Annotated in this window: 16 protein-coding genes and 2 pseudogenes; 4 read left to right on the top strand and 14 right to left on the bottom strand. The window is 66.4% G+C overall.

What is annotated here, in order from left to right; genetic code table 11:
- Both WS91_RS27425 and WS91_RS27420 read left to right on the top strand, forming a co-directional pair.
- Complete coding sequence (locus WS91_RS27425; protein ID WP_059671392.1) at positions 1-717, top strand: histidine phosphatase family protein; 717 nt, start codon at positions 1-3, stop codon at positions 715-717.
- 29 nt (positions 718-746) lie between these two features.
- Positions 747-1,562, top strand: coding sequence for a phosphorylase family protein (locus WS91_RS27420; protein ID WP_038746069.1), 816 nt, complete (start codon positions 747-749; stop codon positions 1,560-1,562).
- A gap of 200 nt (positions 1,563-1,762) precedes the next feature.
- Here WS91_RS27420 and WS91_RS27415 read toward each other — a convergent pair whose 3' ends face one another.
- The gene (locus WS91_RS27415; RefSeq protein WP_059671391.1) at positions 1,763-2,254 is read right to left on the bottom strand and encodes a hypothetical protein; all 492 of its coding nucleotides are present in this window, start codon (positions 2,252-2,254) and stop codon (positions 1,763-1,765) included.
- Positions 2,255-2,374: 120 nt separating this feature from the next.
- Here WS91_RS27415 and WS91_RS27410 point away from each other — a divergent pair, with 120 nt between their 5' ends.
- Both WS91_RS27410 and WS91_RS27405 read left to right on the top strand, forming a co-directional pair.
- On the top strand, positions 2,375-3,217 hold the full coding sequence (locus WS91_RS27410; protein ID WP_059671441.1) for an NAD-dependent epimerase/dehydratase family protein: 843 nt from the start codon (positions 2,375-2,377) through the stop codon (positions 3,215-3,217).
- An 18-nt stretch (positions 3,218-3,235) separates the two neighbouring features.
- A complete protein-coding gene (locus WS91_RS27405; protein WP_059671390.1) occupies positions 3,236-3,979 on the top strand; it encodes an SDR family oxidoreductase in 744 nt (247 codons plus the stop codon).
- Positions 3,980-4,235: 256 nt separating this feature from the next.
- Here the strand turns inward: WS91_RS27405 and WS91_RS27400 are convergent.
- The 13 genes and pseudogenes from WS91_RS27400 to tssA all read right to left on the bottom strand — a co-directional run bounded on the left by WS91_RS27400 (position 4,236) and on the right by tssA (position 24,127).
- Positions 4,236-5,465, bottom strand: a pseudogene (locus WS91_RS27400) (IS256 family transposase).
- Positions 5,466-5,518: 53 nt separating this feature from the next.
- Positions 5,519-5,644 (bottom strand): annotated as a pseudogene (locus tag WS91_RS36470) (IS5/IS1182 family transposase); the annotation flags it as partial.
- A 389-nt stretch (positions 5,645-6,033) separates the two neighbouring features.
- Positions 6,034-10,479 (bottom strand): RHS repeat-associated core domain-containing protein, encoded by a 4,446-nt coding sequence (locus tag WS91_RS27395; RefSeq protein WP_082758391.1) that lies wholly within the window; start codon positions 10,477-10,479, stop codon positions 6,034-6,036.
- Positions 10,480-10,501: 22 nt separating this feature from the next.
- Complete coding sequence (locus WS91_RS27390) at positions 10,502-11,767, bottom strand: hypothetical protein (protein WP_059671389.1); 1,266 nt, start codon at positions 11,765-11,767, stop codon at positions 10,502-10,504.
- 15 nt (positions 11,768-11,782) lie between these two features.
- The gene (locus WS91_RS27385) at positions 11,783-13,987 is read right to left on the bottom strand and encodes a type VI secretion system Vgr family protein (RefSeq protein WP_059671388.1); all 2,205 of its coding nucleotides are present in this window, start codon (positions 13,985-13,987) and stop codon (positions 11,783-11,785) included.
- The gene (gene tssH / locus WS91_RS27380; protein WP_059576683.1) at positions 13,984-16,650 is read right to left on the bottom strand and encodes a type VI secretion system ATPase TssH; all 2,667 of its coding nucleotides are present in this window, start codon (positions 16,648-16,650) and stop codon (positions 13,984-13,986) included. Before tssH ends, WS91_RS27385 begins: the two co-directional genes overlap by 4 nt.
- 12 nt (positions 16,651-16,662) lie before the next feature.
- Positions 16,663-17,922, bottom strand: coding sequence for a type VI secretion system baseplate subunit TssG (tssG, locus tag WS91_RS27375; protein ID WP_059671387.1), 1,260 nt, complete (start codon positions 17,920-17,922; stop codon positions 16,663-16,665).
- Positions 17,886-19,757, bottom strand: coding sequence for a type VI secretion system baseplate subunit TssF (tssF, locus tag WS91_RS27370; RefSeq protein ID WP_059671386.1), 1,872 nt, complete (start codon positions 19,755-19,757; stop codon positions 17,886-17,888). The genes tssG and tssF overlap by 37 nt, the downstream gene beginning before the upstream one ends.
- 4 nt (positions 19,758-19,761) lie before the next feature.
- Positions 19,762-20,322, bottom strand: a complete 561-nt coding sequence (gene tssE, locus WS91_RS27365; protein ID WP_038746309.1) for a type VI secretion system baseplate subunit TssE — start codon at positions 20,320-20,322, stop codon at positions 19,762-19,764.
- A 20-nt stretch (positions 20,323-20,342) separates the two neighbouring features.
- Positions 20,343-20,834 carry an Hcp family type VI secretion system effector gene (locus WS91_RS27360; RefSeq protein WP_038746052.1) on the bottom strand — a complete coding sequence of 164 codons (492 nt, stop codon included), beginning with the start codon at positions 20,832-20,834 and terminating at the stop codon, positions 20,343-20,345.
- 57 nt (positions 20,835-20,891) lie between these two features.
- Positions 20,892-22,400, bottom strand: coding sequence for a type VI secretion system contractile sheath large subunit (gene tssC / locus WS91_RS27355; protein WP_038746050.1), 1,509 nt, complete (start codon positions 22,398-22,400; stop codon positions 20,892-20,894).
- The gene (tssB, locus tag WS91_RS27350) at positions 22,393-22,986 is read right to left on the bottom strand and encodes a type VI secretion system contractile sheath small subunit (protein WP_059671385.1); all 594 of its coding nucleotides are present in this window, start codon (positions 22,984-22,986) and stop codon (positions 22,393-22,395) included. Before tssB ends, tssC begins: the two co-directional genes overlap by 8 nt.
- Before the next feature lie 64 nt (positions 22,987-23,050).
- Positions 23,051-24,127 carry a type VI secretion system protein TssA gene (gene tssA / locus WS91_RS27345; RefSeq protein WP_038746045.1) on the bottom strand — a complete coding sequence of 359 codons (1,077 nt, stop codon included), beginning with the start codon at positions 24,125-24,127 and terminating at the stop codon, positions 23,051-23,053.
- Positions 24,128-24,152 lie beyond the last annotated feature (25 nt).

Genomic DNA, 24,152 nt, shown 5'->3' with positions numbered 1-24,152 from the left:
GTGCACGATCGCTACCGCCTGATCCTGATCCGTCATGGCCAGACGCCGGACACGCTGGACGGGCGCTTCTGCGGCGCGCGCGACCCGGCGCTCACGGCGCTCGGGCACCGGATGGCGATCGAAGCGTCGCGACATCCGGCGCTGCGCGGCATCGCCGTCGTCGTGACGTCGCCGTCGCTGCGCGCGCGACAGACCGCGCGCCACATCGCCGACGCGAACTCCGTGTCGATTCTCGTCGACGAACGGCTGCGCGAACTGTCGTTCGGCGCGTGGGAAGGGCGCGTGCCCGACGACGTGCGCGACGAGCCGGCGTACCGGCGTTGGATCGACGATCCGGCGATCCACGCGCCGCCCGGCGGAGAAACCGGATTCGCGGTGCTCGCGCGCGTGATGTCGGCGGTGCGCGACGCGATCGGCATGTTCGACGACGTCGCGCTCGTCACGCACAAATCGCCGATCCGGCTGCTCGCGTCGTTCTACGGCGCGACGCCGCTGTCGCGCTTCCGGCAGATCGCCGGCATTCACGCATGCTCGGTTTCGCTGATCGTGCGCGACGGCGGCGGCGTGGCGCTCGGTCCGCTCGGCGACACGTCGCATCTGTCGCTCGCGTGGCGAACCGATCCCGATCGCGCGCGCGCGCCGCCCGACGGTGCGGGCGCCCTCATCGACGACGGGGCGCGCGACGCGCCGCCGCTTATCGGAGGGCGCGACGGGTAACGCCCTCCATCACCCGACAGGAGTCGCGCATGTCACACTCGAAGCGCATCGCCATCATCGCGGGCACCGGTCTCGCCCGCGGCCTCGACGCATTCCTCGGCAACCGCGAGACGATCGAGAACGTGCGGGTCACGTTCGGCCGGCGCAGCGGCGCGGTGCTGCATTACACGACAGGCCGGATCGGCGGCATCGAGGCGATCGTCCTGCCTCGGCACGGCCCGACGCTCGAGATTCCCGACCGCAGCCCGTCCGAGCTCGTCGCCGAGCTCGGACACGAAGCGCACATCTGGCACCTGCACGAACTCGGCGTGCAAGCCGTCTACGCATTCAATTCGGTGGGCGCGATCGACCTCGATCTGCCGCTCGCCGCCGACAACGTGTTTCTCGCGCCCGACGACTACGCACGCGGCCTGTCGAGCGTCTCGCACAGCTTCGGCAATGTTGCGAAACACGTGCATCCGTCGATGCGCGAACCGTTCGACGCGCGGCTGCGCGCGAACTTCGCGCTCGCGGCCGACAAGGTCGGCGCGAAGCTGCTGATGCAGGGGCTGTACATCCAGTCGGGCGGCGACGCGTTTGAAAGCGTGGCCGAAGTCGAGACGTACCGCCACGTCTATCAGGGCCGGCGCAACCGCGTGCTCGGCATGACCGCGGGTGCGGAGCTCGTGCTGTGCAGACAGATGGAGATTCCGTATGCGCTCATCTGCGCGAACTGCAACTGGGCGGAAGGGCTCGATCCGGACAACGCGGTGACGCACGCATTCGTGCTCGCCGGCATGCAGCCCGCCGCCGCCACGCTCGCGAAGATCGCCGAGGCGGTGCTGCGCATCGAGGCTGAAACTTGAACGGATTGCGCGCAGTACGCTCGCGATCGGAAGCGGCGCGCGGCGACGACGACGCCGCGGGACGGCGCGCGCCGTCCGCCGTTGCACGCGATGCGGCGATATCGCGGCCGATTCAGTCGGTTGAGTCGTTTCGCTCGTGGCGGTCGTTTCGAGCGCTTCGAGCGCTTCGCTCGTTTTGGCCATATCGGCGCGAGCGTCGACTATTCGCGCAACGCATCGAAGCGCAGCCTCAGCAACGCCGCGCGCTCGAGATCCTTGCGCCGGCCGAACAGCGTCAGCATGCGTTCGAGCGCGAGCGGCGACGGCACCGGCACCTCCACGTTCGCGACGGCGACGTACCGCATCGAATCGACGACGACCTCGCGCCACGCACGGCCGTCGTTGACTTCGAGGCGGCCCATCACTTCGACGTCGAGCGGCGCGAAGCCGAATCGCGCGAAGCGGGACCGGAAACGCGCGCCGTCGGCCGGACGGAATTCGGCGCGGCGCGACGCGGCCCAATGCGCGATCGCGGCGTCGGCGTCGCGCACGCTCGTCAGCACATCGATGTCCTTCGGCGCGACGTCGACGCCGTACAGCGCGAGCGCCGCGCTGCCGATCACGCACCACGGATCGCGAAACATCGCCGTCATCGCCGGCACCGCCAGCAACAGTGTCTGTTCGAGCGCCGCTTCGACGGATGGTCGAACCATGGTTCCTCCGTGCGGCTGCGAAGCGCGAGGCCGCGCAGCGTGTGTGCCGACGAAGCGCGACCGCGCTCGGGCGGCCGCGACACATCGAAATCCTTACTTTAACGATTTTTGGAGGCGAGCATGACAAGGATCGTCATCACGGGTTCCGCCGGCAAGGCCGGCGCGTTCGTCGTGCGCGAATTCGCCGCGCACGGCTACGACACGCTCGGCGTCGATGTGAAGGCCACCGTCGTATCGAGCGCGCTCGGGCACCTGCCTTCGATGAAGGCCGATCTGCGCGACCTCGGGCAAGTGCTCGAATCGTTCGAGCGCGCGGATGCGATCGTCCATCTCGCGAACGTGTCGCTGCCGGGCATGTTCCCGCCGGGCAAGACGTTCAGCGACAACCTGACCGTCAACTACAACGTGTTCAGGGCCGCGCGCCTGCTCGGCATCCATTCGATCGTGTGGCTGTCGAGCGCCGCGGTCGTCGACGACCTGTTCGATCCGTCGGGCGAGATCGACGTGCCCGTGACGGAAGATTCGCCCGCGCGCGCGGGCTCCACGTACGCGCTGTCGAAGATCGTCACCGAGCAGATGGCCGACTTTTTTTGCGGCGAACACATGTCGATCGTCGGCCTGCGCGCGCCCGTGATCGAGGACCCGGCCGATTATCCGCACTATGCGAAGTATCACGGCGATCCGCAGCTGCGCCGCTGGCATCTGTGGTCGTACATCGACGCGCGCGATCTCGCCCGCGCATGCCGTCTCGCGGTCGAAACGCGGCCGCGAGGCGTGCATAACGTGTTCGTGTCCGCGCGCGACACCGTGATGGCCCAGCCGATCGATGCGCTCTTCGAGCTGCGCTTCCCCGGCGCGCCGGTGCCGGCGCGGCTGCGCGAATGCGGCAGCTTCTTCGCGCCGGAACATGCGAAGCGATTGTTCGGCTTCGAGCCGATCCATTCGTGGCGCGACGATCGATGAAACGGCGACGAGGTCATCATGGGCGCGACGCATTCGAACGGCATCTATTCACTTGACGGCCAGCGCGTGCTGATCGTCGGCGGATCGAGCGGCGTGGGGCTCGCGCTCGCGCGCGAGGCGACGCGGCTCGGCGCGCAAGCAATCATCGTCGGTCGGGATCGCGCGCGCCTCGATCGCGCGGTGGCGATCGTCGGCGCGGGCGCGATCGCCGAGGCGGCCGACGTACGCGAGCCGCGCGACGTTCGGCGGCTTGCCGAGCGCATCGGGCGTATCGATCATCTTTGCTTGAGCGTCGCTCACGACATCGCGCCGCATTCGATCGCGGACGATCTCGTCACGCTGAAACGGCACTGGGACAGCCTGTTCTGGTCGTCGCTCGTCGTCGTCAAGGAAACGCTCGCGCATCTCGCCGAGACGGGATCGATCACGTTCGTCACGGGATCGCTGAGCCGCAAGCCGGTGGCGGGGAAATCGCTGTTCACGTCGTCGCAGTGCGCGATCGAAGGCATCGCGCGGGCGCTCGCGGTCGAGCTTGCGCCGAGACGGGTGAATACCGTGGTTCCGGGGTTGCTCGATACGCCGCTGTGGAACGCGCTCGATCCGGCGCGGCGCGCGGCGTTTTTTGCGGGGCACGCGGCGAAGCTGCCGGGGAGGCGGATCGGGCGGGCCGAGCATGTGGCGGGGGTGGTGATCGCTTGTATGGTGAATGGGTTTGTGACGGGGGCGTCGATGACTGTCGATGGGGGGGAGCAGATTGTTTAGTCGTGGCGTCGCATGACGGATGTTCGTCGCGCAGGGAGCGCGTCGGGGCAAACGCGTCGGCACGGCGATGGACTGGCGGTTGCGCGTGAGGTGTCGGGGGCCGTATTTCCTCCGGAATTAATGCTACACGTATGCGAAACACTCGTCGGCATTTGCCGGCGGTCATGCGTTTTTGAAAGCGCTTTCGGACTGATTGAGCGCGACGAACGCCGGGCGGGGGGTTGTCGGAATTTCCGTGTTCAAGGCGACTCGAGAATCACACGGACGGTCGAACGAAGCGATCCGAATAGAGGATAGCGAATTGGTTCATAGCCGTGTTCCAGTCATGAACGACGCGGCTCCAGTTGGCGGTGATATTACGCGGTGCTAGCCAGATGAGTTTCGTCGCCGCATCGTCGTTCGGGAAGTGCTCTCGGGTCTTGATGATCTTGCGCAACTGCGCGTTGATACTCTCGAATTTCATCCGTAGTGTAAATTCCCTTGCGAACCGCCGGCGGAAACGCAAAAAACGGAATCACGCGATCCCAGGCGCCGCGCCATGCCGCACTGTCCGTCGGGAATTTCTGCCCCCACGGCCCGTCGGCAAACGCATCGGGTTCTACCTGGGCCGCTTCCGCGCTGGGCGCGGTGTCGATCGGGCGAATCACTGCAGCCAGTTCCCTGCGGTCTTTCCAGTACGCGCAATCGAGGCTGATGCGAATCAGGTGCAAGATGCAGGTCTGCAGCGTGGTGGCCGGAAATACGACCGCCAGGGATTCCTGGCATGCCTTTGAGGCCATCGGTCACGGCGATCAATGTAGTTGACGCCTCGCGTCTTGAGATCATTGAACACCTTCATTCCGAACTTGAAAGGTATCCGGAATATCGCGCGTACCGTCGGGCAGAACGCCCAGCGCAAGGGAGATCGCCTTGTTGCGCACGACAGCATCTTCGCGGACTTGACCCGCAGCGCGTCGAAAAACACCACCGGGTACATGGGTTCGAGCGGCCGGGCTTGCCAGGCCGTCACTTCAATCATCACCTCGTCAGTCACCGAGCTGATGAAATCGGGCGAGACCTCGGTGCCGTATTGTTCTTGCAAAAAACACTGAATCTCCCGCACGGTCATGCTCCGGGCATACATCGCGACAATCTTGTCGTCGAAGCCCGTGAAGCGTCGTTCGTGTTTGGGGATCAACAGCGGTTCGAAGCTACCGTCACGGTCGCGCGGCACCTCGATGCGGATCGGGCCGTCTTCGGTCAGGATCGTCTTCTCGCCGGTGCCGTTGCGCTGGTTGGTGACGGCGGCCGGCTTGGCGGCACCCGACAGATAGCCGAGATGATGGTTCATCTCGCCACCCAGCGCCCGCTCGATCAGGACCTTCTTGAGGGCTAGCGTCGCGGCATTAATGGCTGCGGCCGTCATCGGGCCGTTGCCGAATTGCTCAAGCAACTCGGCGGGAATGGCTGGCAAGTCTACCGGCTTGGCTTTCGCTTTGCGAGGCATATAGTCTCCTTGGGAGCATCATATGCCTTGAACACGAATTTACTGACAAGCCTGCGCGAAGCCGCTCGAGGCAGCAGCCCTTTGATCGCAACACACTCGACATCCGTCATGTCACTCGGGTACCGCTTCGTCTTGCGAGCCAGTCCCGTTTGCCGCTCCTGGTGTTCTTTTTTCCACATGCTCCCTTTAAATCACATCCAAGGGAATTTCTCAAACGTGCTCTTAGCGCCCCACCCACTGGTAGCAGGGGATCAAACACGTCTACCCAGCACCCTTCTCAATTTATAAATCTCAGATCGGAAACAAAAATCCAAAGACTATTCTTAATCTCATTGTGACAACTCAATCCCAAACCAATTACATCGACATCAAATTTAACCAGAACACGTTCTCCCCTCTCATGTCTCGGCAAATTCGATTGTTCCTCTTTCCCTACCACGGTCCCCGCCTGCCCAATCAATTTCCAGTAATTTTCATGATCTCGGGTACCCTGAGGCGAATTTCTCGTCCCCAAAAACCTTTCCAAAATAACTTTATCATGCAATGAAAAATTCATAATTCATCCCATTCAACCAACTGGATAAGTCGCTGTATGCGTACCGTCGGAATGTTGCACGTCCCAATGAGGAGCATGGGTGCCTTTATGATCAGTTGGTTCCCAAATATCCCCTTTTTTATCCCTCCACCCTTTGCATCCCGATCGCTTACCTTGTGCCGGCCAGAATTTGTAATGTCCACTACCTTGCGCCGGAACAAATTTACCACCTGTATTTTCGCGCGTCGGTCTCCCAGGCGCGGGAGGCTTGTTTCCTTGTAATCCCCAGGGATCAAGCCATCCAAAGACATTAGGCGCAAAACGATAAATATTGCGACCGCCAGTTAACCCAATGGGGTCTTGGCTGATGAAGCCACCAGTATCAGGATCGAAATATCTGTAGCGATTGTAATGCAGCCCACTTTCGTCGTCATGATACTGCCCCTGTAACCTGAGTGGCTGCATGATCTGCCACCCAATGCACTCGACGCCCCCCCGCGAATGATAACGCGCCGTCCATGCAACCTTCCCACTAGCGTCGTACATCCGCACGGGTGCTCCGTTTGGATCATTCTGATAAAAATACACTGTTGCCGCGTCCGGTACCAATTGCCCCGGCAGTCGCGCTGATACCCTATCCTCTGCCAGATCGCCGTGCACAACCGCGAGAGGTTGGAATGTTCCCGGATAGTAGATCCATTCGCACGCACGACCAGCGGCAGGCGGTATTCCCGTGTCAGAGTGGCGCTGCTCCGGCGAAGCAAGTGGCGACGGCTGCATTTCCCTGCCTACATCCGGATCCGAGTCACCACCTCCGCTGCCACTCGCCGCAAACTCCCCAACGAGCGTATTACTGTCCCAAAAGAACCGACTCATGCTCGGTGGCTGCCGCTGCAATTCTCCGCCTGCCGTGAACGCATGCAAGACTTTACGCACCCGCCGCTGGAATGGATCGTATTCGTACCGTGCACGAATGTGCGCTGGTGCTGCCCCCGATGTGGCAACAGCTTGCGGCCGCACCGCCACCGTCTCAACGAGCTGCCCGGCCGCATCCCAACGCAGCGTCAGGTCCTGCGCGGCATCCTGCTTCCGAATAAGGTTGCCGACTCTGTCGTACGCGTAATAGCAGCCTTCATATTCACCTTCACGCACCCAAGTGCCGGTCTTTGCCGCAGCGGCTGCATCCGCCGCGCGGCGCTCGTGAATGTGCGTCTTCAGCAAATCTCCGGCCGGATCGTACAGATAGCGACGCAACTGCCCAGCGGGGTCGAGATGCGCGATCACCTGCCCCACCGGATCGTACTGAAAGCGCTCGATGCCGCCCCGCGAGTCGCGCTTTTCGACCAATTCGCCATTCGCGTCGTACGTATATTCGCTCGCGAAGAGCGCGCCGGTGCCTGTTAGCAACGTACGCTGCGACGCAAGCTGGCCGTCCGATCCGTACGACAGTTCGCGCCGCAACTCCGCACCCAACTGCTCGGTGCAAATCTGCCCGAGCGCATCTCGCTCGAGCACGACCGGCGCGGTGTCGTCGATCCGAATCGACGTGACGGCATCCAAAGCGTCGTATGCATAGCGAACGGTATGCTCGACAACCGCGCCGCCGGCAATAAGCCGGGTCCTGCGTGCTATCCGGTTGCCGGCTTCGTCGAAATCGCTGGCGATCGTGAAGTCGTCGCCTTGTCGCTCCTCGATCACGCGGCCCGCTGTGTCGTAACTGAACTCGACGCGGCAAGACGGATTCTGCGCGATCACCAAATCCCCGCGCCGGTCGTATGCGAAGCTGTCGATCCGGAGACCATCGCCATGTTCTGGATCAGGCACGCGCTTCTGCACGATGCGTCCGAGCCGATCGTATCGGTATTCGATCGTCTGCCCCAGAGGATCAGTGCTATAGAGCAGTTCGCCCGCAGCACCATATCGATAGCGTCGCGCTTGCCCCCAGTAGTCCGTCTCCACGACGATCCGCCCCAACGCATCGCGTTCGAGCGCGTATAGCTCGCCGCGTTCGTTCACGACGCCGATCAGTTGTTCTTCCGTGTCGTAACGGTATTCAACGGTGGTGCCGTCGGGCGCGAGCCGTCTGCTGACCTGTCCGAGCGCCGAGTACTCCATCTGCGTCACGTAGCCCATGGGGTCGCGATAACGAGACAGGTTTCCTTCAACGTCGTACCCACAGTGAGTCTCCCGTCCGCCCGGCTCGATTGCGCGCATCAGATTGCCGTTGCGGTCGTACTCGTATTTGCTTTGTTGTCCGAGCGCATCGATTGCTTCGATGAGGTATCCGCGCGCATCGTACCGATACTGCGTGCGATACCCCAACGCATCGATCTGCGCCGCGAGATTGCCGTCCCGGTGGTAATCGAATCGCGTGCTCGCACCGCGCGGCCCGGTATGTTCGACGAGCTGACCGTACTCGTCATATGTATAGCGAGATATCGCGCCCGACGGATCGATCTGCGCGAGCAGATTGCCGAACGTATCCCATTCGTAGCGCCACTGCCGGCCACCTATCAACGTCACGCAGACCGGGCGGTGATCGAGGTCAAATTCCGTTCTGACTGCGCTGCCGTCCGGCAACGTCTGCACGAACAAACCGCCATACGCGTCATATTCCCAAGCCGTCGTCCGCCCCGCCGGATCGATCACCGCGCTCGCACGCCCCTGCGCGTCATACCGATACGCGGTCACGCCGCCTAGCGGATCGATTTCAGCGACAGGCATCCCGCGCTCGTTCATCTGCATGATCGACGTATGCCCGAGCGAATTGGTGACGCGCGTCTCCACCCGCGCGCGATCGTAGACGAAGCGATAATCGAACAGCCCGTTGTCGCCCCAAGCATGATCGACGCGCCACACGCCGTCGTCGCCCTGCTGGTAGCTGTAGTAAAACGACACGCCGCGCGCGCTCGTATGGCTCACCATCCGATGGCCGGCCGTGTACTCGAAATGATGCGGATGCGCCATCGCATCGATCGCGGCCGTCAGATTGCGCTCGCGATCATGCTCGTAGCTCACGAGCGGATGCGGGTTCCCTCCCGCATCGATCAGCGTCAATGAAGTCAACAGCCCGGCGTGCAGCCCGCTGCCCGTGCCGCATTCGATCACACGCTCGGTCTGCCCGTCGCGCTTCCATTCGACGAGACGCACGAGCCCGCCATACACGTCACGCTCGAACACCCACGCATTGCCATTGAGATCGGCCATGCGATCGATCGGCAGCGTGACTCGCGACTCACCATCGAGCGCCGCAACAGCATCTCGCCAACGAGAAGGCAGCACGAACCCGTATTCGATACCCTCACGCGTGCGCAGCACCATCCGCCCATCGTCGCAATACAACGCATGCCCATGCTGCCAGTCATACGTGCGCGCTGGCCAGCCGTCGCCGGCCGGCACTACGTCGAAAGCGGTCGCATGATCCGGAAAATAAGCAGCCGCTCCGATCCCGTCTTCGTTGCGCATCAGTTCGAGCCGGATATCGGCGGGCGTCTGCCAGCCGAAGCCGACCGCGCCCGCATGACGATCATGGCTCGCGTAATATCGGTCCCACACGAGCGGCAGCCGGCCGGAGACGGTGAAGTCGTTCTGCTGCACGACCACTTCGCCTGTCGTCACGTCGACCGGTTCCGCCTTCAGCACCGTGCAACGCAAGAACCCCGACTTCAGATGCAGCTTGTCCGCAAGCTTCTTCGCCCACTTCGATCCCTGAAACGCCTTGAACATCCCCTTCGCGGCCGCCGCCATGTTCATCACGGGCGGCCCGCCGACGAGCACGGGCCGTCCGGCGGGAATCGGCAGCATCACCGAACTCGGCATCGACACATGTGTGCGCGCCGTATGCGCGCCGTTGTGCGGCGGCGGCTCGATCCCTTCGGCCCAGCAGCTCATCGCGGACAGCGCCATGTACGACAGCGGATCGTTGTTCGCGAGCACCGTCCGGCTGCCCATGTACGATTCGGCGTCGTCGGACGGCAGCGGATCGGGCGGCGCGAACGTTTCGCCGAGCGGAAAGTGCAAGCCCGGCACATGAAACGAATGCGTGCCCGCCGTCGCGCGCATCAGCCCGTTCACGAAGATCGGCCTGCCGGCGGTGGCGCCCGCTCCGACGCCCGCGCCCATCGCGTTCGCCGCGTCGCCTTTGATCGACGACACGTCGCGATTGAGCTTCAGTGCTTCCGCGACCATCGGATTGCTCGTGGCCTTCTTCATCTGGTCATCGAGCGAATCGAACGTATCGGTCAATTTCTCGACGTCGTCGGGATGATCCTTCAGATATTCCAGCACCGCGTCTTCGGCGATCGCCATCGCAATGCTGCCGATCACGCCCTTCGCCGCCTCGACGTATTCCCGCAGATCGAGCATGAAGCCGATGTGCGGGTGCGGCAAGAACACGGGAGGCAGACCCGGCGTGACGATCACGGAATGCACGTCGACGCCGACGACGGGATCGAGATGCTTGACGGCCGGCAGCGCCATGTTTTCCGCTCCTTGCTCGCGCTCAGCGTCCGCCACGCAGCGCCGCGACCTTGTCGCTCAGCTCGCTGCGGCGCCGGTCGAATGCGCCGACCTGCTTGACCATCCATTCGACGACGAGCCGCAGGTTGCTGTTCGCGCGCATCGATTCGCCGATCAAAAGCCCCGCATCCAGCGCGTTGAAGCCCGCCTCCAATGCGTGCTCGCGCTCGCCCGCCTTCTCCCAGCACACCGCGCTCATCCGCCACGCCTCGACGGTCATCAGCGCGTCCCGCGCGGCCGTCATCGACGCCGCCGCGCGCTCGTAGCAGTATGCGGCCGGTGCGAACGCCTTGTGCGTCAGGTGCGCGCTCGCTTCGCCGAACAGCCCGTTCGCGACGAGCTTGTGCCCCGCCGGATGCGCTGCGCCGAGCGCGCGCTCGCCGCTTTCGGTCGCTTGCCGATACGCGTCGAGCGCGCGCTCGTGATCGCGCCACTTCAAATACGCCGCGCCCGCGATCAGATGCACGACCACGCACTGATCGAACCAGCGCTCGCGTTCGGCGATCCGCAACGCGGCCGCGCGCAATTGTTCGAGCCGCGCCGGATTGCCGTCGCCGATCGTCTCGCTCAGTTCGACGAACAATCGCCTGAACTCGCCGTTCGGCCCGCGCTCGCCGGATTCCGCGAGCAATTCGCGCGGCACGCTCGCCATCGTGTAACGTCCCTTCACGACGTGCACGGTGCTCGAATGCTGCTGTTGCAACGGCTTGAACGGTTCGTCGCCGATGCGCGGCAATACGAATCGCACGCGCGCGCCGAGTCGCGGCGAGTTTTCGATGACGTCGAGCAATTCGCCGAGCCAGCGCGCGAGCGCCGCATCGTCGCGAACCTGCTCGGGCTGCAACACGAAAACCATCGCCGGAAAAATGTCCGGATGGTGCTGCATCAAGCTATCGGCAACCGTCAGAAACCGAAGAACCGGATGTCCGCCGTCGTCACGGGGCGGTTGCCAATCCGCTCGCAGCCCTTGCGCGTTCGACGCGTCGCGCCGGCTGTCGTAAAACCGGATGAGCTCGTCCGCCAACGCAGCCGCGTAGCGCGCTTCACCGACGAAATCCGAGCGCATGACGATCACCGCGCTCGACATCTCCTCCTGCGTCTGAAAATAAAGCTGCACGAGCTGCGCATCGGCTTCGTTCGCCTGCCAGATCATCAGCCTTGCGGCTCGATCCTTCGCAAAGCTCTGCCAATCCGTGTGCGCATCCATGAACCTGCGCTCCACGGGGTTCGTGGGTTGCCAGTTCTGCATGATCCTCGTTCCCCGTCAGGGGTTCAGTTTCAGTATCGTGCCTTCCACCGTGTGCTCGCCCGTCGCCGACGATGTCACCGTCTTGCCGCGCACGCTATGGCTTCCGCTAGCGCTCGATTCCACCGTGACGCCGTTGATCACGATCGTGCCGTCCTTCTTCAGCGTGATGCTCGCATTGCCGCAAACAAGCGCGATCTGATCGCCCGCGCCGACATGCACGTTGTTCTTCACGTTCATCGCGTGACTCGCGCCGACGTTCACCGTCTGCGATTGGCCGACGTTGAGTACGTGCGCGTCCTTGATCGTCGACGTTCGTGCACCGATCTCCTCCGCGTGATGTTCGGCGACGGTCGTCTTCATGCTTTTCGAATTCGTCTGATAGTGCGTGGTGACATTCAGCGTCTTGCCCTGTCCGATCGATTCGGTCTTGTCTTTCGTCACTGTCTCCACGTGATTTCCGCCGATCGTCGCTTCGCGATTCGCGCCGATGGTCACGGTTTCGTCTTTTCCAACCTGCCGCGTGCGATTGCCGCCGACGCCATGCGTCTCGTTCCCGCCGATCTGCGCGACGCGATGCTGCCCGATGTTCAGCGTCTCGTTCTGCCCGACGCTTCTCTGCCGGTTGTTCGCGACGCTCATCGTCTCGTTGTTGCCGACCGAATGCGAATGATCGCGGCCCACCGACAGCGTGTGATCCTGCTCGGTCTCCGCATCGAAGTTGCGCTCCGCATGCATCCATAATTGCTCCGCACCCTTCTTGTCCTCGAAGCGAAACGCGTTCGAATGCTCGGTGGTGCCGCCCGGCGACGAGCGGGACAGCAGCCCGCTTTGCGTCGCGCTGCCGGGCAGGCCCCACGGCGGCATCTTTTCGCCGTTGTATACGCGCCCCGTCACGATCGGCTGATCGGGGTCGCCGTTCAGGAAATCGACCACCACCTCGTCGCCGATGCGCGGAATCTGCACGCCCCCGAAGCCGCCGCCCGCCCACGGGCTCGACACGCGCACCCAGCACGACGAGTTCTGATCGCTCTGCCCGTAGCGGTCCCAGCGAAATTGCAGTTTCACGCGCCCGTACTGGTCCGTCCAGATTTCCTCGCCCTTCGGGCCGACGACGCTCGCCGTCTGCGGGCCGTTCGTGCGCGGCCGCGGCGTCGCGCGCGGCGATCGATACGGCAGGCTCGACGGCTGCACGAGCACCTGCGATTCGTGCACGACCGCTTCGTTGCCGCTGTCGGTCGCGTACGCATTCTCCTGAAACCGATACTGGCAGCGCACGATCAGGTACTCACGGTTCTGGTCGGCGCGCGGGCAGTGTTCGAGCGCGAACAGATAGCCGGGCGCGACGCCGCGCACGTCGGTACGCGCGAGCGCGCGCTCGTGCTCGGCCTGCTGCTCTTCGAGCCGCACGCGGCTGTAGTGCGCGCCCGGTTCGTCGTCGCGATAGCCGCCGGGCCATTCGAACGACGCGAAGCCGTCATGGTCGTGGCCGCGCGGATCGATCTTCTGCGCGGACAAGTCCGCGCGCGGCTTCGTGTAGTCGTAGTCGCTCGTCTCGTGCTTGCCGATGCTCACTTCCTGCGCGGGCAGCCAACTGTCGATGTGCTCTTCGTCGGCGATCGCGGTGCGGTCGCGCGCGATGAACGGAATCGTCTCGTAACCCGGCAGCGCGACGTGCGACGACATCGCGTCGCACAGCATCAGCGTATGCGTTTGCGCCGCATGCTTGAAGTAGTAATAAATCCCTTCGAACTCCATCAGCCGAGATACGAACGCCGCGTCGGTTTCGTTGTACTGCACGCAGTATTCGCGCGGCGTGTACGTCTCGGTCAGGTGGTTTTCGATCGGGAAGCCGTACGTGGCGAGCACCTCCTGCACGATCTCCGGCACCGTCTTGTTCTGGAAGATCCGGCAATCGGAGCGGCGCGTCGCGAGCCACAGCCACGGGCGCACGATCAGCTGGTAGCCGTAATGGCGCTCGGCACGCCGCCCGACGAGCGACGCGCGCGCGACGATCCCGTTCAGACAGCGCTCCGATTCGTTCTGCTGCCGGATGCGCACCGTCACCGGTTTGCCGAGCAGCTCCTTCAACGACAGGCTGTGATTGTCGGCGAGCGCTTCGATCCGGAAATCGAACAATCGCCCGAGCGCTTCCTCGCCGTAGAGCCGGTGGAACCTCAGGTCGTCTCCATGCAGGCTGTCGAGTGTGAACACGCGGGTCACGTCGCGCCCTCCTCTTCGAATCGATAAACGAATTGGCCGTCGTCCGCGCTCACGTCGATCGCCGACAGCGCGCGAGCCTCGATCGTCGCGCGCAGGATCTCCTGGCTGATGCGCGGCAGCACCGTGTGCGTGAGGATCGCGTCGACCATCCGCCCGCCGGATTCGATCGTCCGGCAGCGCTCGACGATCAGCGCGGTCGCCGAATCGGCGCAGCGCAGCGCGATGCCGTGATGCGCTTCGATGCGCCGCTCGATGCGCGCGAGCTGCAACGCGACGATCCGCGCGAGCATCTCGTCGGTCAGCGGGTAGTACGGCACGACGGTCAGGCGTCCCAACAAAGCGGCCGGGAACACGTCGCGCAGCGGCGCGCGCAGCGCGTCGGTCAACGTCTGCGCATCGGGCAGCCGCTGCGCGTCGCGGCACAGCTGCATCACGCGCTCGGAACCGACGTTCGACGTGAGGATGATCACCGTGTTGCGAAAATCGATGTAGCGCCCTTCGCCGTCTTCCATCCAGCCCTTGTCGAACACCTGAAAGAAGATCTCGTGCACGTCGCGGTGCGCCTTCTCGATCTCGTCGAGCAGCACGACGCTGTACGGCCGCCGCCGCACCGCTTCGGTCAGCACGCCGCCCTGCCCATAGCCGACGTAACCGGGCGGCGCGCCCTTCAGCGTCGACACCGTATGCGCCTCCTGGAACTCGCTCATGTTGATCGTGATCGCGTTGTGCTCGCCGCCGTACAGCGTTTCGGCGAGCGCGAGCGCGGTCTCGGTCTTGCCGACGCCGGACGGCCCGCACAGCAGGAACACGCCGTGCGGTTTCGCCGGATCGTCGAGCCGTGCGCGTGCGGTCTGAATGCGCTCGGCGATCAGCTCGACCGCATGCCGCTGGCCGACGACGCGCTCGGCGAGCGTATCCGCGAGCTTGAGCACCGATTGCATTTCGTCGCGCACCATCCGGCCGAGCGGGATGCCGGTCCAGTCGGACACGACGGCGGCCACCGCGTGCGTGTCGACCGCGGGCAGCACGAGCGGCGTCTCGCCCTGCAATTCGGCGAGCGCCTGCAACGCCGCCGCGAGCTTCGCCTGCACGTTCGCGCGGGCCTGTGTATCGAGCGCACGCGAGGGATCGTCGTCGAGCAGCGAAGCGCGCCAGTCGACGATCTCGCCGAGCGCGTCGCGCTCCGCCTGCCAGCGTGCGTCGAGCGCATCGAGCGTGGCCTGTTCGCTCGCCACCGATACATCGATCGAATCGAGCCGCGACGCATCGCCCGCGCCGAGCGCGCACTCGCGCGCGATCAGTTCGCGTTCGACGCGCAGGCTGTCGATCCTCCGCCGCGCGTCTTCGATCGGCGCGGGCACCGCATGCTGGCTGACCGCAACGCGCGCGCACGCGGTGTCGAGCAGGCTGATCGCCTTGTCGGGCAACTGCCGCGCGGGAATGTAGCGATGCGACAGCGTGACGGCCGCGTGCAGCGCATCGTCGAGCACGAGCACGCGATGGTGCGCTTCGAGCTTCGCGGCGAGCCCGCGCAGCATCGCGAGCGCCGCGTCCTCCTCGGGCTCGCGCACCTGCACGAGCTGGAAGCGCCGCGTGAGCGCCGGGTCCTTCTCGATGTACTGCTTGTATTCGGACCACGTGGTCGCGCCGATCGTGCGCAACAGGCCGCGCGCGAGCGCCGGCTTCAGCAGGTTCGCCGCGTCGCCCGTGCCCGCCGCGCCGCCCGCGCCTACGAGCGTATGCACCTCGTCGACGAACAGGATCACCGGCCGCTCGCTCGAGCTCGCCTCGTCGATCACGCCGCGCAGTCGGCTCTCGAATTCGCCCTTCACGCTCGCGCCCGCCTGCAGCAAGCCGATGTCGAGCAGATACAGCTCGACGTCGCGCAGCGGCGGCGGCACGTCGCCCGCGACGATGCGCAGTGCGAAGCCCTCGGCGACCGCCGTCTTGCCGACGCCCGCCTCGCCGACGAGCAGCGGATTGTTCTGCCGGCGCCGCAGCAGGATGTCGACGATCTGGCGAATCTCGCCGTCGCGGCCGACGACCGGATCGATTTCGCCCGCGCGCGCACGCGCGGTCAGATCGACCGCATAGCGCGCGAGCGCCGCGCCCTCGCGTGCGGCGAACGACGCCCCGCCCGGCGCGCGCGCTCCGCCTGCCGGCGCGCGCGCGGCAGGCGGCGGCGTTTCCGGCGAGCCGTCGACGATCCGGTCGAGCTCGTCGGCGAGCACGTCCGGCACGATCCGCTCGAAGTCGCGCGCGATCGCATACAGCACGTTGCGAAGCTGCGCCGTCTTCACGATCGCGAGCAGCAGCACCGCGCTGCGGATCTGCGTCGCGTCGTACTTGAGCGTCGCGTACACCCACGCGCGCTCGACCGCATCGTCGATGTGCGCGGACAGATCGGACACCGAACCGGCGCCGCGCGGCAGCCGGTCGAGCGCGGCGACGATCCCGCGGTCGACCGCCGCCGCATCGATGTCGAAGCGGCGCAGAATCCGGTGCACGTCGCTGTCCGGGCGCCGGAGCATCTGGTTCAGCCAGTGCGCGAGCTCGACGTACGGATTGCCGCGCAGCCGGCAGAAACCCGTCGCCTGCTCCAGCGTCTCGTAGAGAAAGGCGTTCAGCTTTCCGAACAAGGTCACTCGGCCGATATCGGACATGGCGATTCCCGGTCAGGCAGGTTGGCGATGAGGCGCATCGGCGGCGGCCGCCTGATCGGCCCTCGTCGATCGAGCGCTTGCGGCGCCCGCGCTGGCGCTTGCGCCGCGCGCGTGCGCGTCGTAGCCGAGCACGAGGTCGCGCGCGGGGCCGTGATCGAGCCGCTCGCCGAGCCACGCGGTGCGGCCGAGCGCGTGGCGGCTGCCGAGCGAGAGCGCCGGCACTTCGTCGTGTGCGAGCTCGAGCTGCACGTCCCAGCCGAATTCGACGCCGACGTATTCGCGCACCCATTGCGCGAGCTGCCGTGCATGCGCGCCGCCCGGCAGGAACCGCCGGTATTCGTCGAGCGTCAGCGGGCCGAGCACGATCCGCAAGCGCGACTGCGCGTCGCGCACCGCACAGCCGAGCACGGCGCCGCCGAGCCGCTGCGTCGGCCGCGTCGCGCGGATCGCGCAGCGCTGCGCGCGATCGAGCATCACCCAGTGCGGCACGTGCTCGACGATCCGCGCCCGCACGCCGAAGTAGCGCCGCAGGATCTGCACGAGCCCTTCCGGATTGCGCGTGTGCCGCACCAGGTGGCCTGCCTGGAAATACTTCGCGTGCGGCGCGAGCGCGTCCGCCGCGCCCGGCGCATCGCGCGGCCCGATCAGGCTCGCGACGTAGGCGTCGAACCGCGCGCGCGCCGGCCGGTCGAGACTGACGGTCGGCTGCGCGTCGGCCCATGCGCGGTAGAACAGCAGGATCAGCCGATGATGAAAGACGTCGGCGAACGCGGCGAACGTCGGATCGTCGTGTTGCGTCGCGCGCTCGTGCGCGTATTCGGTCAGATGCGACGGCAGCGGCCCGTTCGGCCCGAACAGCCCGAAGCCTTGAATCGCGATGCGCGGGCGCGGGCCGTCGTCGCGCACGCCCGCGAGCATCGCCGCCGCGAACGCGAGCGACGGCGCCTGGCCGAGCCGCATCGGCTCGTCGCGCGGCCGCGCCGCGTAGCCGGACGGCGCGTGCTCCGGCGACAGCGCGTCGAGCCAGCGCAGCGCCTGGAACAGGTCGTAGCCGTGCGGCGCGACGCGCAGGCGGCGCCACCATGCGTCGCGGCGCGCGGCGGCGCTCGCGCTTGCATTCGGAACCAGATTCGGATGCGCGCTCGGGCTCGAACTCCGGTTCGGGCTCGCGTCCGGCTTCGCGCCCGCGCGCTCATGCGCGTGCGCCGCGGGCGAATCCGGTTTCAGGTTCGTCGTCATATCGCGGGCCGCCTGCCGACGCGCGCCGGCCATTGCGCGAGCCTGCCGCGCTGCGCGCTGCTCAGCACGCATTCGGCGAACGAATTGATCGACACGTGCCGCGCGAAGAACTGCTCGATCACCGCGCCGAGCAAGTACGGGCTGTCGCCGGAGAACGCGTGATCGTCGACCGTCACGTCGACCTGCACGCCGCGCCCGAACATCAGCGGCCCCGCGGCGGGCAGCCTGCGGAACACCGGCGTGAACGCGACGCGATGCACGCCGTCGATCTGCCGGCGCATCGCGGCGTCGGCCGGGTCCGCGTGCAGGCCGAGCAGCTCGCGCAGCACGCGCGCGCCTTCTTCGTCGTCGACGTCGGTCAGCGTATGGCGCGCGAGGCCCAGATGGCTGACGAGCCGCCATGCGCTCTGCGCGTCGGCGATCGGCGCTCGCGGCCGCGACGGCCCGCGAATCGCGGCGATTCGCTCCACGGGCGCCGACACGCGCAGCGTGAACGTGTTCGCGTCGCCCGCCGGCAGCAGCAGCGCGAGGTCGCGGTTCGTGCACTGCGTGTCGACGGACAGATAGCGGATCGATTCGTCGTACGGCGCGCAATCGCTGTCGACGAGCGACACGTACGTCTCGCTGCCGACGTAGCCCGTGCGCGTGCCGTTCGCGCGCGCCTGCGCGGACACGAGGCGCGGCTCGCGGCGCACCGTGTAATACGCGCCGTAGTTGCCGTCGTCGCCCGCGAACGATGCGTGGAACGGCCGGAACTCGCGCGCCTGCCCGTCGTCGCGCTGCTCGCTCGCGAGGCGCTGCACCGCATAGACCTCGTAGTCGAGCGGCCGGCTGCGATCGACGACGACGTGATGCTCGCGCACGCCCGGACGGATCAGGATGCGATCCGCGCGGCGCGCGAACAGGTTCACGGCCGGCGTGCAATTGAGCGCGAGATGCCGCGCGTCGACGCGGTTCTCGAGCGCCGCGTCGTGCCGGTCGAGCAACAGCGTCAGCTCGAACTCGTCGCCCGTCGCGCGCGCGAGCGCCGGCCGCAGCCCCTCGATGCTGAAGAACAGGAAGCGCGCGGGGAACGCGAAATACTCGCGCAGCAGCCGATAGCCCTGGAAGCCGCGGCCGTCGTCGGGCAGCAGCGCCTGATCGGCATCGAAGCCCTGATGGACGAGCGCGTGCGCGCCGAGCACGTGCAGCCAGCGCGGCGGCTGGCCCGTATCGTGGCAGACGACGCCGATCGTGTGCCCGGCGATCAGTTCGAGCAGGTGCAGCGCGTCGCGCTCGGGGCCGGCGAGATGGAACATCAGCCGGTCGATCGGCAACTGCGCGAGACTCGCGCCGCCGCGCGCCTTCAGCCTGATCCGCAGCGCGCCGCGCACGTCGCGGCGCGCGGCCGTCGCCGAGCGCGGCAGATACGCGGGCGCGCCCGTCACGGCCGCCGCGGTCAGCTCGAGCGGCCAGAGCGTCAGATCGTGCGCGGTGCGGAACTCGCACGCGGTCTGCTCGGACGCGGCGGGCCGCGCGCGCAGCGCGGTGCCCGCCGGCAGCCGGCAGCCTTGCGCGAGGCTGCCCTCGTTCATCATCGGCGTGAACTGCACGATCGCCATCGACGGAAGCGGCGCGACGTAGCCCGGATAAACGGCGTCGAGCAGCGCCTGCGTGAAGCGCGGAAACTCCGCGTCCATCTTCAGCTGCACGCGCGCTGTGAGGAAGCTGAAGCCTTCGAGCAGCCGCTCGACATACGGATCGGGCGGCCCCGATTCGTGCATCCGCAAGCGCGCGGCCACTTTCGGAAACTGCTGCGCGAATTCGCCGCCGAGCTCGCGCAGATAGGCGAGTTCGCGGTTGTAGTACTCGAGCAGGCGCGTGTCCATCGCATCAGCCTCCCGCCGCCGATTGCAGCGACATCGCGCCCGTCTCCAGATCGAGATCGGAGCGCAGCACGAATTCGACCGGATGCGGCACCGACCACAGCGTGCCCTTGATCTCGAACATCAGCACGTTGTGCCGGCGCTCGCCCGCCGCACCGCCCGGCGCGTCGAGCACGCTGCGCACCTCGACGCTGTCGGGCGCGATGCGCGGCTCGAAGCGCACGATCGCATCGCGGATCGACGCCTCGACCGACATCCGCTCGACGCCCGACATCGGCTTGCCGACGAGCGGCCGCATCCCGTAGTTGAGCACCGACGCCTGCGCGTGCGCGAACGCCGACCAGTCGACGAAGCCGTCCTCGCCGTTGCGCGTATTGAGCAGCCACGACAGATCGCGCAGCACCGCCGCGCGCAGGCGCTCGCCGCCGATCGCCTGCGCATCCGGCGGCTCGCTGCGCCGCTGCGGTTCGGCGTCGGTCAGCCGGTCGAGCAGCGCGGGCTGCAGCCGGTCGCGCGCGGCGCGCATGCCGCCCTCCCGGCCGTCCCGGGATCGCACGTCGTCGTCCATGATCGGTCCGCCTCGCGCCGTCACATCTCGGTGTTTTCCTTGATGTTCCAGCCGACCGACACCTCGGCGCCCTTGCCGCCGTTGTCGTTCTGCTGCCAGTACTGCTTCTTGACCTTCGCGGCCTGGAAGCCGTACTGCATCATCAGCCGGTCGGCCGCGTCGCCCGGATCGACGCCCGCGATCTGCGCCGACGTGACGAGCACTTCCTGCAACGTCACGCGCATGAATTCGATCTGCGTGCCGCCCGTCTTGCACGCCGAGATCTCGACGGTCGACAGGTGCTTGCCGTTCGCGCAGTTCTTGATGATCGCCGTTGCGCCCTTGTCCATGTAGGCGGCGACGACGAGATCGTTGAAGCTCGCCTTGCCCGCGTTGCCGCCGCTGCCGCTCGCCATCGCGCCCGGCTGGCTCGCGCCCCACGAGAACGACTGGATGTCGGTCCAGCCCTTGTGCTGTGCGTCGGCCGATTCGCCGGTGACGCCGTCCACTTTCATAAACATTGCGACGCCCATCGATTTCTCCGTCTTGGTTGATTGAGGGATGTCAGTCGAAACTCAGTCGGTTGACGCTCATTCGCCCGCCGCCTTCGCCGACGGCAGCTTCGAGATGAGCCGCAGCGACACGGTGAGCCCTTCCAGCTGGTAATGCGGCCGCAGGAAGAATTTCGATGCGTAATAGCCCGGGTTGTCCTCGATCTCCTCGACGACGACCTGCGCGGCCGCGAGCGGCTTGCGCGCCTTCGTCTCCTGCGACGAGTTCGCCGGATCGCCGTCGACGTAGTTCATGATCCAGTCGTTGAGCCAGCGCTCCATGTCGTCGCGCTCGCGGAACGAGCCGATCTTGTCGCGCACGATGCACTTCAGGTAATGCGCGAAGCGGCAGCACGCGAACAGGTAGGGCAGGCGGCCGGACAGCCGCGCATTCGCGGTCGCGTCGGGATCGTGATACTCGTCCGGCTGATACAGCGACTGCGCGCCGATGAACGCCGCGAAATCCGAATTCTTCCGGTGAACGAACGGCATGAAGCCGTTCTTCGCGAGCTCGGCCTCGCGGCGGTCGCTGATCGCGATCTCGGTCGGGCACTTCTGGTCGACGCCACCGTCGTCGGTCGGGAACGTATGGCACGGCAGCCCTTCCACCGCGCCGCCCGATTCGACGCCGCGAATCGACGAGCACCAGCCGTACAGCTTGAACGAGCGGTTGATGTTCGCCGCCATCGCGTACGCGGAATTCGCCCATGTGTAGCGGTCGTGGCTCGCGGCGTCGGTGTCTTCCTCGAAGTCGAATTCGTCGACGGGATTCGTGCGCGCGCCGTAAGGCAGCCGCGCGAGGAAGCGCGGCATCGCGAGCCCGACGTAGCGCGAATCCTCGGACTGGCGCAGGCTGCGCCACGCCGCGTACTCGGTGTTCTGGAAGATCTTCGTCAGGTCGCGCGGATTGGCCAGCTCCTGCCACGAATCCATCTGCATCAGCTCGGGCGACGCGCCCGCGATGAGCGGCGCGTGCGCGGCCGCCGCGATCTTCGACAGCTCGCCGAGCATCTCGACGTCCGGCGGGCTGTGGTTGAAATAGAAATCGCCGACGAGGCAGCCGAACGGCTCGCCGCCGAACTGTCCGTACTCCTCTTCGTAGACCTTGCGAAACAGCGGGCTCTGATCCCACGCAACGCCCTTGTAGCGCTTCAGCGTGCGCGCGAGCTCGTTGCGCGACGCGGGCAGCGCCTTGATCTTCAGCAGCTCGTCGGTCTCGGTGTTCGTGACGAGATAGTGCAGCCCGCGCCACGCGCCCTCGAGCGTCTGGAACTCCTGATGATGCAGGATCAGGTTGATCTGTTCGGAGAGCTTGCGATCGATCTCGGCGATGATCTGCTTGACGCTGCCGTACGCGTCGGTCGTCATGCCGACCGTGTGCTCGAGCGCCTGCTGCGCGAGCGTGCGCACCGCGCGCTCCACCGATTCGCGCGCCTCGGCGGTCTTCGGCTTGAATTCCTTCTGCAGCAGCGCGGCGAACTCGTCGCGCGCGACGACGGGCTGCGCGGCCTCGCGCGCGTCGGCCCGGGTTTGAGCGTGTTCATTCATGGCGAATCTCCGAATCGTCTGCGGCGTCTGCGGCGTTCGCGGCGTCCGTCACCGCCTGCGCGCCGCCGGCGGCGCTCGCCGCGAGCGGCTGACGCACGAGCGACTTCAGCAGTTCCGGATCGTTGATCGCGTTCTCGATCAGTTGCTCGGCGCCGTGCTTGCCGTCCATGTACGACAGCAGGTTCGACAGCTCGGTGCGCGCTTCGAGCAGGCGCCTGAGTGCGTCGACGTTGCGCGCGATCGCGGCGGGCGAGAAGTCGTCGATGCTCTCGAACGTCATGTCGACGCTCATCATCCCGTCGCCCGACAGCGTGTTCGGCACCTGGAACGCGACGCGCGGCGCGATCAATTTCATCCGCTCGTCGAAGTTGTCGACGTCGACCTCGAGGAACTTGCGCTCCGGCAGATCCGGCAGCGGCTCGGCCCGCTTGCCCGCGAGGTCGGCGATCACGCCCATCACGAACGGCAGCTGAACCTTGCGCTCGGCGCCGTAGGTTTCGACGTCGTACTCGATCTGCACGCGAGGCGCGCGGTTGCGCGCAATGAATTTCTGTCCGCTGGCCGAGGCCTTGTACTTGCTCGTCATCGTCTGCTCCTTCGCATCAGGTTGCGTCGATCATGTCCGCCGCCGTCCCCGGCGGCGCCCCGCATCATTCGCTGCGCTGTCCGCTCAGCAAGTCGAGCTTCGGCAGGCTCTCCGGAGCGAGATCCCGGATGATTTCGTAGAAGTCGAGCGACAGCAGCCGCTGCGCGCGGCGCAGCAGGATCGGCGCCGGGTGGCTCGGCTCGTGCAGCTCGAAGTAGCGGCACATCTTTTCGAGGCCGAGCTGCACGTCGTCGCGGCTCGTCACTTCGGCGTCGCGCCAGGCGCGACCGTGCGCGGCGGCGGCCGCGGCCGATGCGCCGGCCGCCGCCGCGCCGCCGTTTGCCGCGATGGCCGCGCCCCCCGCCGCCGCCGACGCGCCCGCCGCATCGTCCGCCCGCGGCGCGGCGGGCGGCGGCAGCGCGTCGCGCACGATCCGGCGCAGCGCCTTCTCGAAGTCGCTCGCGTCGGGCGCCCATTCGCCGCCGAGCCGCGACACGGCGTGCGCGCGAATCGCATCGAGCGCGTCGAGCGCGTCGAACGCCGCGCGGAGCGTCGGCTCCGCGCCGTCGCGCGCGCGCGTCAAATCGGCGATCAAGCGCTCGCGTCCGCCCGGATAGGGGTGCTCCGCGCCGCTGTCGTGGGCGTCGCGGGCGTCGAACACGCGCTCCGCGTCGCGCACGCTCGGCCCGCCGTCGAACAGCGCCTGCCGGCGCGCGGCGCGCGCGCAATCGTGCGCGCCCGCGACTTCGGCGAGCGCGTTCATCCGCAGCGTCGGATCGCGATCGCCATCGGCGTCGAGACGCGGATGCACGTCGTCCCACCATCGTTCGAGCATGCCCGCGACGAACGCGAGGCCGTCCGCGTAGCCGGGAATGCCGCGCAGCTCGGTCCAGCTGCGCGCGAGATGCGCGGCGACGCGCAGATCCTTCGTGCGCGCCGACAGCTCGAGCGCGAGACGCTCGACCGCGCCCCAGTCCGGCGCCTCGGCCGGGATCACGGTGTCGCCGTACTGCTGCTCGGGGCGCGGCGTCGCGCTCTCCTGCAGCCGCAGGAAATCCTGCTCGTATTCGAGATTCGCGCCGCACGGCGCATCGGGCGCGACGCCGGCGAGCAACGATTCGATCAGGTCTGAACTCCGCATGGGCCTTCCCGTGGTTGAACCGGCG

This window comes from Burkholderia sp. MSMB1498, from assembly GCF_001526245.1.
GTDB classification, from domain to species: Bacteria; Pseudomonadota; Gammaproteobacteria; order Burkholderiales; family Burkholderiaceae; genus Burkholderia; species Burkholderia savannae.
Note: the sequence above shows the minus strand (reverse complement) of the source record. Positions and strands in the feature narration are given on the sequence as shown.

What these genes read in the sequence shown, in the direction of transcription:
- tssH (WP_059576683.1), bottom strand. Translation starts at nt 16,650, where the DNA reads ATGTCCGATATCGGCCGAGTGACCTTGTTCGGAAAGCTGAACGCCTTT.
- tssF (WP_059671386.1), bottom strand. Translation starts at nt 19,757, where the DNA reads ATGGACACGCGCCTGCTCGAGTACTACAACCGCGAACTCGCCTATCTG.
- tssE (WP_038746309.1), bottom strand. Translation starts at nt 20,322, where the DNA reads ATGGACGACGACGTGCGATCCCGGGACGGCCGGGAGGGCGGCATGCGC.
- tssB (WP_059671385.1), bottom strand. Translation starts at nt 22,986, where the DNA reads ATGACGAGCAAGTACAAGGCCTCGGCCAGCGGACAGAAATTCATTGCG.
- WS91_RS27420 (WP_038746069.1), top strand. Translation starts at nt 747, where the DNA reads ATGTCACACTCGAAGCGCATCGCCATCATCGCGGGCACCGGTCTCGCC.
- tssG (WP_059671387.1), bottom strand. Translation starts at nt 17,922, where the DNA reads ATGGCCGGCGCGCGTCGGCAGGCGGCCCGCGATATGACGACGAACCTG.
- tssC (WP_038746050.1), bottom strand. Translation starts at nt 22,400, where the DNA reads ATGAATGAACACGCTCAAACCCGGGCCGACGCGCGCGAGGCCGCGCAG.
- WS91_RS27360 (WP_038746052.1), bottom strand. Translation starts at nt 20,834, where the DNA reads ATGGGCGTCGCAATGTTTATGAAAGTGGACGGCGTCACCGGCGAATCG.
- tssA (WP_038746045.1), bottom strand. Translation starts at nt 24,127, where the DNA reads ATGCGGAGTTCAGACCTGATCGAATCGTTGCTCGCCGGCGTCGCGCCC.
- WS91_RS27395 (WP_082758391.1), bottom strand. Translation starts at nt 10,479, where the DNA reads ATGGCGCTGCCGGCCGTCAAGCATCTCGATCCCGTCGTCGGCGTCGAC.
- WS91_RS27410 (WP_059671441.1), top strand. Translation starts at nt 2,375, where the DNA reads ATGACAAGGATCGTCATCACGGGTTCCGCCGGCAAGGCCGGCGCGTTC.
- WS91_RS27415 (WP_059671391.1), bottom strand. Translation starts at nt 2,254, where the DNA reads ATGGTTCGACCATCCGTCGAAGCGGCGCTCGAACAGACACTGTTGCTG.
- WS91_RS27390 (WP_059671389.1), bottom strand. Translation starts at nt 11,767, where the DNA reads ATGCAGAACTGGCAACCCACGAACCCCGTGGAGCGCAGGTTCATGGAT.
- WS91_RS27405 (WP_059671390.1), top strand. Translation starts at nt 3,236, where the DNA reads ATGGGCGCGACGCATTCGAACGGCATCTATTCACTTGACGGCCAGCGC.